Origin of the sequence: Actinomadura madurae (assembly GCF_047130825.1) — a bacterium.
GTDB lineage: Bacteria > Actinomycetota > Actinomycetes > Streptosporangiales > Streptosporangiaceae > Spirillospora > Spirillospora madurae.
In genome coordinates, this window is record NZ_CP083237.1 from 7,338,504 (window position 1) to 7,354,361 (window position 15,858).

14 protein-coding genes are annotated in these 15,858 nt (G+C 74.3%); 11 read left to right on the top strand and 3 right to left on the bottom strand.

Features of this window, described 5'->3' with window-relative positions; translation table 11 throughout:
* The first annotated feature begins 8 nt into the window (after window positions 1-8).
* The 5 genes from K8Z49_RS33765 (at window position 9) to K8Z49_RS33785 (ending at window position 5,988) form a co-directional block, all read left to right on the top strand.
* Window positions 9-1,586 (top strand): glutamyl-tRNA reductase, encoded by a 1,578-nt coding sequence (locus tag K8Z49_RS33765; protein ID WP_412516107.1) that lies wholly within the window; start codon window positions 9-11, stop codon window positions 1,584-1,586.
* 47 nt (window positions 1,587-1,633) lie between these two features.
* Complete coding sequence (gene hemC / locus K8Z49_RS33770; protein WP_235206463.1) at window positions 1,634-2,503, top strand: hydroxymethylbilane synthase; 870 nt, start codon at window positions 1,634-1,636, stop codon at window positions 2,501-2,503.
* Window positions 2,504-2,661: 158 nt separating this feature from the next.
* Window positions 2,662-4,191, top strand: coding sequence for a uroporphyrinogen-III synthase (locus K8Z49_RS33775; RefSeq protein ID WP_268746429.1), 1,530 nt, complete (start codon window positions 2,662-2,664; stop codon window positions 4,189-4,191).
* Between the two features lie 26 nt (window positions 4,192-4,217).
* The gene (gene hemB, locus K8Z49_RS33780; protein ID WP_021591657.1) at window positions 4,218-5,201 is read left to right on the top strand and encodes a porphobilinogen synthase; all 984 of its coding nucleotides are present in this window, start codon (window positions 4,218-4,220) and stop codon (window positions 5,199-5,201) included.
* 133 nt (window positions 5,202-5,334) lie between these two features.
* The gene (locus K8Z49_RS33785; RefSeq protein ID WP_021591656.1) at window positions 5,335-5,988 is read left to right on the top strand and encodes a bifunctional DNA primase/polymerase; all 654 of its coding nucleotides are present in this window, start codon (window positions 5,335-5,337) and stop codon (window positions 5,986-5,988) included.
* Window positions 5,989-6,022: 34 nt separating this feature from the next.
* Here the strand turns inward: K8Z49_RS33785 and K8Z49_RS33790 are convergent, their stop codons facing one another.
* Window positions 6,023-7,714: a serine/threonine-protein kinase gene (locus K8Z49_RS33790; RefSeq protein ID WP_075021032.1), complete on the bottom strand. Its 1,692-nt coding sequence runs from the start codon at window positions 7,712-7,714 to the stop codon at window positions 6,023-6,025.
* An 87-nt stretch (window positions 7,715-7,801) separates the two neighbouring features.
* Between K8Z49_RS33790 and hemL the strand changes: the two genes are divergently transcribed.
* Window positions 7,802-9,106 carry a glutamate-1-semialdehyde 2,1-aminomutase gene (gene hemL / locus K8Z49_RS33795; RefSeq protein ID WP_021591654.1) on the top strand — a complete coding sequence of 435 codons (1,305 nt, stop codon included), beginning with the start codon at window positions 7,802-7,804 and terminating at the stop codon, window positions 9,104-9,106.
* Here the strand turns inward: hemL and K8Z49_RS33800 are convergent.
* Both K8Z49_RS33800 and K8Z49_RS33805 read right to left on the bottom strand, forming a co-directional pair.
* A complete protein-coding gene (locus tag K8Z49_RS33800) occupies window positions 9,103-9,975 on the bottom strand; it encodes a dihydrodipicolinate synthase family protein (RefSeq protein ID WP_111832451.1) in 873 nt (290 codons plus the stop codon). The two genes, hemL and K8Z49_RS33800, sit on opposite strands and share 4 nt — an antisense overlap.
* Window positions 9,976-9,980: 5 nt before the next feature.
* A complete protein-coding gene (locus K8Z49_RS33805; protein WP_111832450.1) occupies window positions 9,981-10,916 on the bottom strand; it encodes an EamA family transporter in 936 nt (311 codons plus the stop codon).
* Window positions 10,917-10,988: 72 nt separating this feature from the next.
* Between K8Z49_RS33805 and K8Z49_RS33810 the strand changes: the two genes are divergently transcribed.
* From K8Z49_RS33810 to K8Z49_RS33830, 5 genes are all read left to right on the top strand, one after another.
* Window positions 10,989-11,915 (top strand): LysR family transcriptional regulator, encoded by a 927-nt coding sequence (locus K8Z49_RS33810; protein ID WP_021591651.1) that lies wholly within the window; start codon window positions 10,989-10,991, stop codon window positions 11,913-11,915.
* A 74-nt stretch (window positions 11,916-11,989) separates the two neighbouring features.
* Entirely contained in the window at window positions 11,990-13,771 is a 1,782-nt protein-coding gene (locus K8Z49_RS33815) for a serine/threonine-protein kinase (protein ID WP_412516108.1), read from the top strand.
* A 64-nt stretch (window positions 13,772-13,835) separates the two neighbouring features.
* Window positions 13,836-14,474, top strand: a complete 639-nt coding sequence (locus K8Z49_RS33820) for a histidine phosphatase family protein (protein ID WP_024935751.1) — start codon at window positions 13,836-13,838, stop codon at window positions 14,472-14,474.
* 49 nt (window positions 14,475-14,523) lie between these two features.
* Window positions 14,524-15,117 (top strand): TlpA family protein disulfide reductase, encoded by a 594-nt coding sequence (locus K8Z49_RS33825; RefSeq protein WP_075021028.1) that lies wholly within the window; start codon window positions 14,524-14,526, stop codon window positions 15,115-15,117.
* Window positions 15,114-15,857, top strand: a complete 744-nt coding sequence (locus tag K8Z49_RS33830) for a cytochrome c biogenesis CcdA family protein (protein ID WP_412516109.1) — start codon at window positions 15,114-15,116, stop codon at window positions 15,855-15,857. The genes K8Z49_RS33825 and K8Z49_RS33830 overlap by 4 nt, the downstream gene beginning before the upstream one ends.
* Window position 15,858 lies beyond the last annotated feature (1 nt).

The window sequence follows — 15,858 nt, forward strand, 5'->3', positions numbered from 1 at the left end:
GACGGCAAATGAGCATTCTGGTCGTGGGCCTCAGCCACCGGAGCGCGCCCGTGGCGGTACTGGAGCGTGCGGCGGTCGCGGGCGACGATCTGGTCAAGCTGCTGCACGCGGTGCACGAGTGCGCGAACGTCGCCGAGACCGCGATCGTCTCGACGTGCAACCGGGTGGAGATCTACGCGGTCGTCGACAAGTTCCACGGCGGCGTCTCGGCGATCTCCGAGCTGCTGGCCCTGCACTCGGGCGTCCCGATGGACGACCTGTCGCGGCACCTGTACGTGCACTACGAGGAGCGCGCCGTCCAGCACGTGTTCGCGGTGGCGTGCGGCCTGGAGTCGATGGTCGTCGGCGAGGGCCAGATCCTCGGGCAGATCCGCCAGGCGTTCCGGCTCGCCCAGGACGAGGGCACGCTCGGCCGCGACCTGCACGACGTCCTGCAGCAGTCCCTGCGGGTCGGCAAGCGCGCCCACCACGAGACCGGCATCGACAAGGCCGGCGCGTCGCTGGTCAGCGTGGGCCTGGACATCGCCGTCCGGCACCTCGGGCCGCTCACCGGCGTGCGCGCGCTCGTCGTCGGCGCCGGATCGATGAGCTCGCTGGCCGCCACCACGCTGAGCCGCGCCGGGGCGCGCGAGGTCGTGGTCGCCAACCGCACCCACGAGAACGCGGTGCGCCTCGCCGGGTCGCTGGACGTCCCGTCCCGCGCGATCGAGCTGTCCGTCCTGGACGCGGCGATCGCCGAGGCCGACCTGGTGGTGTCGTGCACCGGCGCGACCGGGCTGGTGGTGACGACCGCGCAGCTCACGTCCCGCGGCGTCGGCTCGGACGGCCGGCGCCGCTTCTTCCTCGACCTGGCGCTGCCGCACGACGTCGAGCGGAGCGCCGGCGACCTCCCGGACGTCGAGCTGGCCGGCCTGGACGACCTGCGCACCGCGCAGGAGGCCGCGCAGGCGATCGGCCCGGAGGCGGTCGAGGCCGTCCGGCGGATCGTGTGCGAGGAGGTCGAGGCGTTCCTCAGCGCGGCCCGCGCCGCCGCCGTCGCGCCGACCGTCGTCGCGCTGCGCAGCAAGGCCGCCGAGGTGGTCGAGGCCGAGCTGTCCCGCCTCACGGGCCGGGTGCCCGGGATGGACGACCGGGCCCGCAAGGAGATCGAGCAGACGGTCCGGCGCGTCGTGGACAAGCTCCTGCACGCGCCGACCGTCCGGGTCAAGGAGCTGGCGGCGGCGCCGGGCGGCGACTCCTACGCCGACGCGCTGCGCGAGCTGTTCGACCTGGACCCGAAGGCCCCCGAGGCGGTGGCCCGCGCGGACATGCGCGAGCCGGACGTGCGTGAGATGGACGTGCGCGGGACGGATGTGCGCGGGACGGATGTGCGCGGGACGGATGTGCGCGGGACGGATGTGCGCGGGGAGGAGCCCCGGGTGGATCCGGGGTGCGCGGAGGCCGACTGCGTCAGCCCGGCGCCCCCGCGGGGGAGTGCCGCGGCGCCGGACGGCGTGAACGTGGAGACGGTGAACGCCCAGGCCGCGAGCGTCCGGGCGGTCAGCGCCCGGGACACGGTCCCGGGGCGTGAAGGAGACGAGACGTGAGTACGGCGAGCAGGGGCCCGCTCCGGCTGGGCACCCGCAGGAGCCTGATGGCGATGACCCAGTCCCGGGGCGTCGCGGACGCGTTGTCGCAGCTGACGGGGCATGCCGTCGAGCTGGTCGGGGTAACCACGCAGGGTGATGTGTCCAAGGCCCTGCTCGCCCAGATCGGCGGGACCGGCGTGTTCGTCAACGCGCTCCGCGACAAGATCCTCTCCGGCGAGGTGGACTTCGCGGTGCACTCGCTGAAGGACCTTCCGACGTCCGCGACGCCGGGGATCGCGCTGGCGGCGACGCCGGTCCGCGACGACCCGCGCGACGCCCTGTGCGCCCCCGCGAAGCTCGCCGACCTGCGCCGCGGGGCGCGCATCGGCACCGGGTCGCCGCGCCGCGTCGCGCAGCTGCGGGCGCTGCGTCCCGACCTGGAGATCATCCCGATCCGCGGCAACGCCGACACCCGGCTGCGCAAGGTCGCCGACGGCGAGCTGGACGCCGTGGTGCTGGCGCACGCCGGCCTGAAGCGGATCGGCCGGCTGGACGCGGTCGGCGAGGTCTTCGAGCCGGACCATATGCTGCCGGCCCCCGGGCAGGGCTCGCTCGCCCTCGAATGCCGCGCCGACCGGGACGACCTCCGCGAACTGCTTGGAACGGTCGACGACCTGCCGACCCGGCGGGCCGTCACCGCCGAGCGCACGGTGCTGGCCGTGCTGGAGGCGGGCTGCTCCGCGCCCGTGGGAACATACGCTGCCGAGATAGATGAAAGGCTGCATCTCACGGCGACCGTCGCGGCGTTCGACGGAAGCCGGCAGGTGCGGCTGTCCGCAAGCGGCCACCCGGACGCCGCAGAGCAGATCGGGCGCGACCTCGCGTCCCGGCTGCTCGCGCAGGGGGCCGACCAGTTGATGGGGGAGCGCGATTGAGCCCCGCCGCGAAGTCCACCGCCGCCGAGAAGACCACCACCGACAAGCCCACCGACAAGCACACGGCTGACAGCACCGCCACGGCCGCGAAGGGCGCCCGGACGCGGGCCGCCGTTGCGGCGTCCGCCCGCCGGACGGCCGACCCGGGCACGGTCGCGATCGTCGGCATGGGCCCGGGCGACCCCGGGCTGCTGACCCTGCGCGCCGCCGCCGAGCTGGAGCGCGCCGACACGGTCATCGTGAGCCGGGCGCACTGCCCGGCCGAGATCCTCACGCACTGCCGCCCCGACGCCGAGATCATCGACACGGCGGAGGGCGACCCGGTGAAGCTCGCCGCCCGCGCCGCGAAGGCGGGCCGCCGGGTGGTCCGGCTGTTCCGCGGCGACCCGGGCGTGGCGTGCAGCTTCGCCGCCGAGGGCGGTGCGCTGGCCAAGGCCGGCGTCCCGTTCGAGGTGGTGCCCGGCGTGTCGTCGGTGACGGGCGTGCCCGGCTACGCGGGCATCCCGCTGACGGACGCCAAGAACCGCGAGATCCGGATCGTGGACGCCTCCGAGGGCGGCGTCGACTGGGAGCGCTACGCGGCCCCGGACGCGACCCTCGTCATCCTCGGCGCCGAGGGCGCGGTGGCGGAGGTCGCGAAGGGCCTCGTCGCCGCCGGGCGCCCCGACTCCACCCCGGCCGCGATGACGAGCCTCGGCACGACGACCGAGCAGGAGACCGTGGTCTCCACGCTGCAGAAGCTCGCGTCCGACACCAAGGGCATGGAGGCGCCCGCCCTGATCATCGTCGGGGACGTGGTGAGCTGGCGCGACAAGCTGTCCTGGTTCGAGACCAAGCCGCTGTTCGGCTGGCGGGTGCTCGTGCCGCGGACGAAGGAGCAGGCCGCGTCGCTGTCGGACCAGCTGCGCGGGTACGGGGCCGTCCCGGACGAGGTCCCGACGATCTCCGTCGAGCCGCCGCGCACCCCGCAGCAGATGGACCGGGCCGTGAAGGGCCTCGTCACCGGCCGCTACGAGTGGGTCGTGTTCACCTCCACGAACGCGGTGAAGGCGATCCGGGAGAAGTTCACCGACTACGGCCTGGACGCCCGCGCGTTCGCCGGCCTCAAGGTCGCCGCCGTCGGCGAGCAGACCGCCGCCGCGCTGGTCGAGTTCGGCGTCCAGCCCGACCTGACCCCGTCCGGCGAGCAGTCCGGCGAGGGCCTGGCGCGGGAGTGGCCGCCCTACGACGAGGACCTCGACCCGATCAACCGGGTGCTGCTGCCGCGCGCCGACATCGCCACCGACGTGCTCATCGCCCGGCTGACCGAGCTCGGCTGGGAGTGCGAGGACGTGACCGCCTACCGGACCGTCCGGGCCGCGCCGCCGCCCGCGCCGATCCGCGAGGCGATCAAGGGCGGCGGGTTCGACGCGGTGCTGTTCACCTCGTCCTCCACGGTGAAGAACCTCATCGGGATCGCCGGCAAGCCGCACAATGTCACGGTCATCGCCGTGATCGGCCCGCAGACGGCCAAGACGGCGCGCGAGTACGGGCTGCGCGTGGACGTCGAGGCGGACAAGCCGTCGGTATCCGCCCTCGCGGAGGCGCTCGCGGAGTACGGTGCCAAGCGGCGGGCGGCCCAGATCGAGGCGGGGGATCCGCTCCGCAAGCCCAGCCAGATGCGCCGGGGGGCCCGGCGCAGGAGATAGCACACCCGAGGAAACCCAGAGGGATCATGTCTGCTCAGTTCCCCGTCGCGCGGCCGCGGCGGCTGCGGCGCACCCCCGCGATGCGGCGCCTGGTCGCCGAGACCCGGCTCAGCCCGGCCGACCTCGTGCTGCCGATGTTCGTCAAGGAGGGCATCTCCGAGCCGCAGCCGGTCTCGTCGATGCCGGGCGTGTTCCAGCACACCCGCGACAGCCTCCGCAAGGCCGCGCACGAGGCGGTCGAGGCCGGCGTCGGCGGCATCATCCTGTTCGGCGTCCCGGCCGTGAAGGACGCGACCGGCTCGGCCGCCGACGACCCGGACGGCATCGTCCAGCGGGCGCTGCGCGACCTGGCGTCCGACCTCGGCGACGCGACCGTGCTCATCTCGGACCTGTGCCTGGACGAGTACACCGACCACGGGCACTGCGGCGTCCTCACCGACGCGGGCGAGATCGACAACGACGCGACCCTGGAGCGGTACGCGTCGATCGCGCGGGCGCAGGCCGAGGCGGGCTCCGCCGTGCTCGCCCCGTCCGGGATGATGGACGGCCAGGTCGGCGCGATCCGGGCGGCGCTCGACGGCGCCGGCCACCCCGACATCGCGATCATGGGGTACTCGGTGAAGTACGCCTCCGCCTTCTACGGGCCGTTCCGCGAGGCCGCCGAGTGCGCCCCGCGGTCGGGTGACCGCGCCAGCCACCAGCAGGACCCGGCGAACGCCGATGAGTCGCTGCGCGAGGTGCTCCTCGACCTCGACGAGGGCGCCGACATGGTCATGGTCAAGCCCGCCGGCCCGTACCTCGACATCGTCCGCCGCGTCCGCGACGCCGTGGACGTGCCCGTCGTCGCCTACCAGGTGAGCGGCGAGTACGCGATGGTCGAGGCCGCCGCCGGGAACGGCTGGATCGACCGCGACCGGACGATCATGGAGTCGCTGCTGTCGATCCGCCGCGCGGGCGCCGACATCGTCCTCACCTACTGGGCCGCGGAGGTGGCCCGCAGGCTCTCCTGATCACACCTGTCCCGGGACTCCCTCTAGTCACTTAGGGTCGTTTTCCGGGGGTTGCCGTGTCCGCGCTTCACGCCGCCGGGCATCATCGATAACCAAGGAACCTGCGTGCGACCTTGGGTATTGGGGGGCGGAGATGCTGGCGGTCTCGGGGAACAGGCGGCTGAAGGCGGCGCGCGACCGGATGGCCGCGGCGGCGCGGGAGTACGCGGATCTCGGCTGGCCCTGCTTTCCCGGGGCGCACTCGCCGGCCGGGGGCGACCGGGCGTGTTCGTGCGACCGGATCGGCTGTCCGGACCCGGGCGCGCATCCGGTGTCGGCGGCCTGGGCCCATCAGGCCAGCGTCGACGCGGACGTGATCAAACGGTGGTGGGCGGAGCGCCCGCAGGCCAACATCATCCTGCCGACGGGCCGGGTATTCGACGTGTTCGACGTCCCGGCCGCCGCCGGGACCATCGCCCTCGACCGGATCGAGCGGGACGACCTCCCCGTCGGTCCGGTCGCTTCGTTCGGGGGCGACCGGCACCTGTTCTTCGTCGCGACGCGCGGCGCCCCCGTCGACGAGGACGAGTGGTGGTCGTGCCACCTGGACACCCTGCCGGAGGATGTCACCGAGACGCCCGGGATGCGCTGGCACTGCCGCGACAGCTACGTCGTCGCGGCGCCGTCCGTCCTCCCGTACGGGCGTGAGGTGGGCTGGCTGCGCCCGCCGTCCCGCGACCCGCTGCCCGACCCGCTGCGGCTCCTGGAGGTCCTCTCGGACGCCTGCGAGGACGGCGAGGACGCCTAGCGCCCCGCCGGCCGGTCAGCGGGGCGCTCTCGCGTCAGCGGGGCGCTTTGACGGCGGGCTTGCGGCCCCACTTGGTGTAGGAGCCGTGCTGCATCTGGTTGCGGCCCTTCTCGGGGCCGGCGCGCACCCAGAACCGGACCGGGCGGTAGCCGGAGTCGAACTTGATGGCGAAGGCGATCTGCTGGGCGCCGGTCGCCTGTGACATCCGCGCGTACATCGGCCCGACGCCGGGCGCCTGCGCCAGCTTCGCGGCCGGGGCCTCGCCCTCGTAGATCGAACCGGACCGGGTGAGCTTCGTCGCCGCGCGCAGCAGCGCCGTCAGGTTCCCGACGGACGAGCCCTGCCGCACCTGGTCGGCCGCCCCGGCGTAGCCGCGCCCGCCGAGCGGCGAGGACCGCCACTTCTTGCCGGCGCGCACGTACAGCCGGTCCTGGACGATGACGGCCCGCACGGGCTTGCGGGCCGAGCCCGTCCCGGCGAGCGTCAGCGTGTACGACGCCTGCCCGCCCTGGGCCAGCCCGAACGTCCCCCGGCCGTTGACGGGGAAGCCGCAGCAGCCCGTCTGCCGGTAGCTGAACGCGGCGCCGGGCGCCTGCGCGGTGGCCTGGTCGATCCGCGCGACGAGGGGCGCCGGGTCGACGCCGCCGGCCGGCAGCGTCGGCTGCGGGGAGCTGTTCTGCGCGGGCGTCGGCTCGGGCGGCTGCTTGTCGTCCTTCTTCAGCACCGCCGCCGCGCCCGCCCCGGCGCCCGCGATCACCAGGACGGCGACGGCGGCGAGGACCCAGCGCGTCCGCGACCCGCCGCCCGGCTGCCCGCCGGCGACGATCGCGTTGCGGCCGCTGCTGCGGGACTGCTTCGGCTTCGGCGGCTCCGGCCGCTGCGCGGCCTGCGCGCAGAGCTCGGTGAGGCGGCCGCGGCCCTGCGCCTCCCACGACGGCCCGTACGCCGAGACGGCGGCCTCCTCCAGGGCGGCGAGGTAGTCGGCGGCCGACTTCGGGCGCCGCTCCGGGTCCTTCGCGAGGCCCTGGTGGATCAGCTCGCGCAGCGGCCCGGGGACCTCGTCGGCGGGGACGGGCGCCTCGCGGTGCTGCCGCGCCATGTTCCGCCCGGTGTAGGGGGGATGGCCGGTGAGGCACTCGTAGAAGATCGCGGTGGCCGCGTACAGGTCGGTGGCGACGGTGGCGGGCGCGCCGTCCCACAGCTCGGGCGCCGCGTACGGCGGACCGAGCTGCGCCTCGGTACCCGCGGGCGCGGTCGCGAAGTCGGTGAGGCGCGCGTTGCCCTCGCCGTCCACGAGCACGTTCGCCGGGCGCATGGAGCCGTGCACCACGTCGTGCTCGTGCGCCGCGGCGAGCCCGAGGAGCGTCCCGCCCAGCAGCGACAGCGCCGCGAGCGGGCCGGTGGGCCCCTGCGCGGCGAGGACGCGGCGCAGGCTGACGCCCTCGACGCACTGCATCACGATCGCGGTGCCGTCCGCGGTCTCCACGAAGTCGTAGAAGTCGACCACGTTGGGGTCCTCGAGCTGGGACAGGCTCCGGGCCGCCGCCCGGAACCGCGCCAGAAAGGACTCGTCGGCGCCGAGCGCCCTGTCGAGGTACTTGATCGCGACCCGCGTGCTGGTGAGATCGTCGACCGCCAGCACCACCCGGCCCGCGGCGCCGTCACCCAGCTCCCGCTCGTGGGTGAAGCCCGGGACCGTCCAGCCGTCAACCACGGTGAAAGCCATCCCTCCGATGTCGTACTTGGTGGAATATCGGCCCGTACGGCATGAGGTCAAGGCAAGTCGCCGAACTGCAACTGAGAGACTGCGACCGTGACTGATTTCGATCGCTCCCGGCAGCTGTTCGACCGCGCCGCCGCGGTGACCCCCGGCGGCGTCAACTCGCCCGTGCGGGCCTTCGGAGCCGTCGGCGGGACCCCCCGCTTCGTGGCGTCCGCGCGGGGCCCGTACCTCACCGACGCCGACGGCACAGAGTACGTCGACCTGGTGTGCTCCTGGGGACCGCTGATCCTCGGGCACGCCCATCCGGCCGTGGTGGAGGCCGTGCGGGACGCGGCCGGCCGCGGCACCTCCTACGGGGCGCCGACCGAGGGCGAGGTCGCGCTGGCCGAGGAGATCGTCGCCCGGACGCCGGCGGAGAAGGTCCGGCTCGTCAACTCCGGGACCGAGGCGACGATGTCGGCGATCCGGCTGGCCCGCGGCTTCACCGGCCGCACCAAGATCGTGAAGTTCGCGGGGTGCTACCACGGGCACGTGGACGCGCTGCTCGCCGCGGCGGGCTCGGGCGTCGCCACGTTCGGGCTGCCCGACACCCCGGGCGTGACCGGCGCGGCCACCGCCGACACGCTGATCCTGCCCTACAACGACGTCGCCGCCGTGGAGACGGCGTTCCACGAGCACGGCACCGACATCGCCTGCGTCATCACCGAGGCGGTGCCGTGCAACATGGGCGTCGTCCCGCCGATCGCCGGGTTCAACGCGCTGCTCAAGCGGCTGTGCGAGCGGTACGGCGCGCTGCTGGTGATCGACGAGGTGCTCACCGGGTTCCGCGCGTCCAGGACCGGGTGGTTCGGGATCGAGGGCGTGCCGGGCGACCTGGTGACGTTCGGGAAGGTGATGGGCGGCGGGCTGCCCGCCGCCGCGTTCGGCGGGCGCGCCGACGTCATGGACCATCTCGCCCCCGCCGGGCCCGTCTACCAGGCCGGCACCCTGTCGGGGAACCCGCTCGCCACCGCCGCCGGGCTCGCCACCCTCCGGCACGCCACCGACGAGGTGTACGCCGCGATCGGGCGCGCGGCGGAGACCGTGTCGAGGGCCGCGTCCGAGGCGCTGGAGCGGGAGGGGGTCCCGCACTCGCTGCAGACCGCCGGCACGCTGTTCTCGATCTTCTTCACCGACGGCGTCGTGGGCGATTTCGCCGCCGCGCAGCGCCAGGACTCCGGCGCCTACGGGGCGTTCTTCCACGCCGCGCTGGAGCGCGGCGTGTACCTGCCGCCGTCGGCGTACGAGGTGTGGTTCCTCTCGTCCGCGCATGACGAGGAGGCTGTGGGGCGGATCCTGGACGCGCTCCCGCACGCCGCCAAGGCCGCGGCACGGGCGTCGGCCTCAACCTCCTAGAGGGGCACGGCCCGGAATGCCGCCAGCGCTTCGGAGACCGGCTCGGGACGCGGTGCGTGCAGGGGTGCGCGCACCGCGGGGTCGTCGATCAGGCCCTGTTCGGCCAGGCAGGCCTTGAGCACCGCCGGCGACGGCTCGCTGAACAGCGCCACCGCCATCGGCAGCAGCGCGTTGTGGAGCGCCAGCGCGCGTGCCGCGTTCCCGTGGCGCGCCGCGTCCGCCATCGCGGCGTAGGCGGCCGGCGCCAGGCACGCGCACGCGGCGACGCCGCCGGAAGCGCCGAGCTGGAGCATCGGGTAGATGTACGCGTCGTCCCCGCACAGGACGGCCTTGTCCGGGCGGGACGCGAGCACCGCGAGGGTGTCCTGGTCGATCGCTCCCGCGCAGTGCTTCATGCCCGCGACGCAGTCGAGGTCGAGGATCCGCAGGAGGGCCTCCGCGGCCAGGGGCTTCGCCGTCCGGTACGGCACGTTGTAGGGGATGAGGGGGACGTCCACGGCGGCGCCGACGGCGGCGAAATGGTCGACGACGCCCTCGTCCGACGGGCGCAGGTAGTACGGGACGACCACGAGCAGCGCGTCGGCGAGCGGGGCGCGCTCGCGGGCCTGCCGGATCGAGTCCTCGGTGCCCATCGTCCCGGCGCCCACCGTCAGCGGGGTTCCGTGTTCGAGCGAGACCGCGCGGCACACCTCCAGCACCGTCCGCCGCTCGGCGGCGCTCAGCAGGGCGGCCTCGCCGGTCGTGCCGAGCGCGACCAGCCCGTCCGCGCCGTTGTCCAGGCAGTGGACGGCGAGGCGTTCGAGCGACTTGGCGTCCACCTCGCCGGAGCGGGTGAACGGCGTCACGAGCGACGCGTGGATTCCGTGCATGGGTCTCACCTCGTTCGTGCCGGAGCGATGCCGGGGGCCGGCGGGAGGTCCGCGGCCGCGGGAGTGCGGGGCCGCAGGCGGAGGCTGCCCGCCGCGACCCCCGCGATGATCAGCGCGGCGCCGGCCAGCCGCACCGCGTCCACGTGCTCGCCGAGGAGGACCGCCGCGGAGGCGAGGCCGAACGGCGGGACGAGCAGCGAGTACATGGCGACCGTGCCGGCCTCGTACCGGCGGATCAGCCATCCCCAGACGCCGAAGCAGAACAGCGTCGAGACGTAGGCGATGAACGCCATGGAGGCGGCGCCCGGGAGCGTCAGGTCGCGTGCCGCGGCGGGCACGGCCTCCGGCCCCTCGAAGATCAGCGACAGCGCGAAGAGCGGGAGGGGCGGGACGAGCGACATCCACACCATGAACCCGAACGCGTCGACCGGTTCCCCGGCGGCCTGGTTCATCCGGCGCATCGCCACGTTGGCGAGCCCCCAGCTGGCCGCGGCCGCCAGGCTGATCAGGAACGCGCCCACCGGGCTGCCGCCCTCCGCCTGCGCCACGCCGAGCAGCGCCACGCCGCCGAACGCCACGACCATCCCCGCGATCTGCCGGGCGCCGGGCCGCTCGCGCAGCAGCAGGAACGCGAACAGCGCCGTGAAGATCGCCTGGACCTGGAGCACGACCGAGGCCAGGCCCGCGGGCATGCCGAGGTTCATGCCGAGGAAGAGCAGGCCGAACTGGCCCACGCCGAGCGGGACGCCCACCAGGACGAGCCAGCGCGCCGCGACCGGCGGCCGGCGGACGAGGAAGACGGCGGGCACCGCCGCGGCCGTGAACCGCACCGCGCCCATCAACAGTGGCGGCAGATCGTCCAGCGCCACCTTGATGGGCACGAAGTTGAAGCCCCAGAGCGCGGCGATCAGGGTGGCCAGCAGGACGTGGCGGGAGCTCATATCCCGATCGTGAGGAAACACTTGCTTTAGGACAAGCGAGAACTTCTTGACACCTCGTTTTAGTATTGCTTCATGCTTGATCTGGAACGGCTGCGCGCCCTGCACTCCGTCGCGACCTACGGCTCGGTGAGCGCCGCCGCGGACGTCCTGCACGTCACCACCTCGGCGGTCTCCCAGCAGCTCGCCAAGCTGGAGCGCGAGACCGGCCAGAAGCTCCTGGAACGCAACGGCCGCGGCGTCCGCCTCACCGACGCGGCCGAACTGCTCGTCGCGCACGCGGAGCGGATCCTGTCGCTGGTCGAGCAGGCGCAGGCCGACCTGGAGGCGCACCGCGGCTCCGTCGTCGGGCAGCTCACCGTCGCCGCGTTCCCCACCGCCGTCCGCGGGCTCATGCCCGCCGCGCTGCGGACCCTGCGCACCGACCACCCCGACCTGCGCGTCCTGCTCCGCGAAGAGGACCCGATGCAGAGCATGCCGCTCGTGCTGCGCGGCGACCTCGACATGGCCGTCGTCCAGGACTGGAACAACGAGCCGCTGCCGCTGCCCGAGGGCCTGCACAAGGGCGTCATCTGCGACGACGTCGCGGACGTGGCGCTGCCGTCCGGCCACGAGCTGGCCGGGCGCGACACGATCGACCTGAAGGAGCTCGCCGGCGACCCGTGGATCAGCTCCTCGCCCGACAGCATCTGCTGCGACTGGCTCCTGCGCACGCTCCGCGCCATCGACAGCGAACCCCGCATCGACCACATGGCCTACGAGTTCGCGACGCAGCTGTCGCTCGTGGCCGCCGGGCTCGGCAACGTGATCCTGCCCCGCCTCGGCCGCTGCGACGTGCCGCCGGGGGTGGCGATCGTGCCGCTGTCCGCACCGCTGTCCCGCCGCGTGTACGCGGTGTGGCGCGAGGAGGCCGCCCGGCGTCCCGCGATCCGCGCCGCCCTCACCGCGCTGCGCGCCGCCGTCCCGGCCGATGCCGCGGAGCTGGTGGGCGCGCCCGGCTGATCCGTCCGAACCTTATTCGGGGCATGATCGTCATATCGGACGTTTTTCCCTGATCGAGCGGCGGCGGTGGGCACGTGGACGGCGAGTGGCGGGTCGACGGGTTCGCGGAGGTGCGGGAGCTCGGGTCGGGCGCGCAGGGACGGGTCGTGCTCGCCCGGCACGAGGCGTCCGGCACGCCCGTCGCGATCAAGTACCTGCCGGCCGGGGCGGACGAGGCCGAGCGGGAGCGGCTGCGGCACGAGGCGCTGATGCTCGGCCAGGCGGACAGCCCGCACGTCGCGCGGCTCTTCCGGCTCATCGAGGGCCCGGAGACCAGCGCCATCGTCATGGAGGCCGTCGACGGGGTCTCCCTCAAGGAGCTGCTGGCGCGGCACGGGGCGCTCGGCCCGGAGGCGTCCCTGGCCGTCCTGAAGGGCTCGCTGCTGGGCCTGGCCGCCGCGCACGCCGTCGGCGTCGTCCACCGCGACTACAAGCCCGCGAACGTCGTCGTCCCGGCGGACGGGCGCAGCCGCCTCGTCGACTTCGGCATCGCCACCCCGGCCGGGGAGGAGGCCGGGGGCGCCGGGACCCCGTACTACATGGCGCCCGAGCAGTGGAGCCGGCACGTCGCCACGCCCGCGTCCGACGTGTACGCGGCGACCTGCGTGTTCGTGGAGTGCGTGACCGGGGAGCGGCCCTACACCGGCGACCGGGCGGCGCTGATGCGCGCGCACCTGACCGGTGACGTCCCGGTCGAGGACGTGCCGGAGGCGCTCCGCGACCTGGTCCGGCGCGGGATGGCCAAGGCACCCGAGGACCGCCCGGACGGCGCCGCCGCCTTCGTCGACGACCTCGAACGCGCCGCCCGCGAGACGTACGGCGGTGACTGGGAGGCGCGCGGCGTCCGGACCCTCGCCGCGTCCGCCGCGGCCCTCGCCGTGCTGTTCCCGCTCGCCGCCTGGCTGGTGCCCGGCGCGGCCGGAGCGGTCGGCACGGCGGGCACCGTGGCCGGCACGGCGGGCACCGCGGGCGCGGTGTCCGGGACGGCGTCGGCGTCCACCGCGGGCAACGTCGCCGGGGCGTCCGCGGTGAAGGCGTTCCTCGGCAGCGGCGCCGGGCTGGCGGCGGTCTCCGTCGGGACGGTCGTGGTCGTCGGCGCCGCCGCGTTCACCGTCGACCGCGCCACCCGGCAGGACCCCGAGCCGACGCCCACCGTGACGAGGGCGGCGGCCACGGTGGCGGACGTGCGGAGCTGCCCCGTCACGGGGCCGGGCGGCGGGCCGATCAGCGTGTCGCCGGGCCCGGCGAAGGTGACGCTCCCCGCCCAGGTGCGGATGCCCCGCGACACCGTCGTCTACTGGACGCAGCAGGGCCCGGTGATCGGCCCCTCGGGCGGCGGGTGCGAGGGGTCGATGGGCGTGAACTCGGGCCTCAGCACCGCCGGGGACGTCCGGACCGCGCTGGTCGTCCAGGAGTGGCAGGGGTCGGTCGGCGGGATCAGGAGCTCGCTGTGCCAGTACTTCCCCGACTCCCCGCAGGCCGAGCGGGAGCGCGCGGAAGCCGGCGACTGCACCTCCGGCGTCACCGGGCGGCAGGACATCCCGACCGGGGTTCCCGGCGTGCTGGCGATGATGGTCTCCGAGCCGCCGAGCGAGGCGCCGCCGTCCCCGTACGTATCGGCCAAGCTGTCCACGCTCGGCACCAAGGGCGTGGCGTGGCCGATCTCCTGCACCGCGCCGCTGGCCAACGCCGACATCTGCACCGCCGCGCTCACCTACTGGTACGTGCAGGGGGTGCAGGAGGGCCGGCCCGCCAAGGCCGACCTCGACCGCGCCGCGAAGCGCATCGCCGACTTCGTCGCGTCCAGCCGCCGCTGAGCCCGTCCCAGGGGCACGGCCGGTGGACGGGAGCGGCTGGTGGCGCGGGTAATCTGACCTCGCGATGACTGAAACGACTACCGTTCACCTCTTGCGGCACGGCGAGGTGCACAATCCCGAGGGCATCCTCTACGGGCGGCTGCCCGGCTACCGCCTGAGCGAGGACGGCGTCCTCATGGCGAAGGCCGCCGCGAAGTGGTTCGGCGACCGGGACGTGGCCGCGCTGTTCTCCTCGCCGATGCAGCGGGCGCTGGAGACGGCCGCGCCGCTGGCCGACGCGCTGGACCTGCCCGTCACGGTGGACGATCGTCTGATCGAGGCCGACAACCACTTCGAGGGGCTGACGTTCGGCGCCGGGGCCGGCTCGCTGCGCCGCCCCGAGCACTGGCGGCATCTGGTCAACCCCTTCCGGCCGTCGTGGGGCGAGCCGTACCGGGAGCTGGCCGCCCGGATGCGCGCCGCCGTGATCCGGGCGCGGGAGGCGGCGCGCGGCCACGAGGCCGTGTGCGTCAGCCACCAGCTGCCGATCTGGATCCTGCGGCTGCACGCCGAGCGGCGCCGGCTCTGGCACCACCCGAACAAGCGGGAGTGCGCGCTCGCCAGCCTCACGAGCCTGACGTTCCAGGGCAGCCGGCTGGTCGAGGTCGCCTACTGCGAGCCCGCGGCCGGGATCGCGAAGGGCCCCAGTGTCGCGGGCGCGTGACCGCACCGGTAAGTTGTACTACGTCCTGTAGTAGTAGGAGGAGGGTCCGTTGAACCCCCGCCGAAACCCCCCGCTCCGCGCCGCCGCCGCTGCCGTCGCGCTGTCCGGGCTGCTGGCCGGCTGCGCCGGGACGGGCGCCGCGGAGAACGGGCCGGACGGCGGCGACAACCGCTTCATCGCCGGCGACGGGAACGTGACGGAGTACAAGCCCGCCGACCGCAAGAGCGTCCGGGACGTCGGCGGGGAGCGCCTCGACGGCAAGGCGTTCGAACTGTCGGAGTTCAAGGGCAAGGTCGTCGTCGTCAACTTCTGGGCGTCGTGGTGCGCGCCGTGCCGCGGCGAGGCGCCGTCCCTCCAGCACGTCTACGACGAGAACAAGGCGAGGGGCGTGGAGTTCCTCGGCGTCGCCTTCAAGGACTCCAAGCCCAACGCGCAGGCGTTCGAGCGCAAGTTCAAGGTCACCTACCCGAGCCTGTTCGACGCGGACGGCCAGGTCACGCTGGCGTTCCGGGAGGTCCCGCCGAGCGCGATCCCGAGCACGCTGGTGCTGGACCGGCAGGGCCGCGTCGCCGCCCGCGTCATCGGCGCGACGACGTACTCGAAGCTGAACCCGCTGGTCGCCAAGGCCCTCGCAGAGCGGTGAGCTCCCTCGGCGAGACGGTCGTGAGCGGGTCGCTGGTGGCGGCGGCGCCGCTGGCGGCCCTCGCCGGGCTGGTCTCGTTCGCCTCCCCCTGCGTCCTGCCGCTCGTCCCCGGCTACCTGTCGTACGTGACGGGGATGACCGGCGTCGACCTGGCCGAGCAGCGGCGCGGGCGGCTCCTCGCCGGCGTCCTGCTGTTCGTCGCGGGGTTCAGCGCCGTGTTCGTCAGCTACGGGGTGATCTTCGGCGGGCTCGGCCGGTGGCTGCTGGAGTACCAGGACCCGATCACCCGCGTCCTCGGCGCCGTCACGATCGTGTTCGGGCTGGCGTTCATGGGCCTCGTCCCCGGGCTGCAGCGGACGATGAAGTCGGGGCGCCTCCCGGCCGCCGGGCTCGCCGGGGCGCCGCTCCTCGGCGTCCTGTTCGGGCTGGGCTGGACGCCGTGCATCGGCCCGACGCTCGGGGCGGTCCAGGGCCTCGCCATAACGGAGGCGAGCGCCGGGCGGGGCGCACTGCTGTCCTTGGCGTACTGTGCGGGGCTCGGGCTTCCGTTCGTCGTCACCGCGCTCGCCTACCGCCGCGCGCTCGGCGCGTTCGGCGCCGTGAAGCGCCACTACCCCCTGGTGACGCGGACCGGCGGGGGGATGCTCGTCCTCATCGGGGTGCTGCTGGTGAGCGGCCTGTGGGGTGACCTGACCATCGAGCTGAGGTCGTGGATCAGCGGCTTCGAACCGGTGATATGAG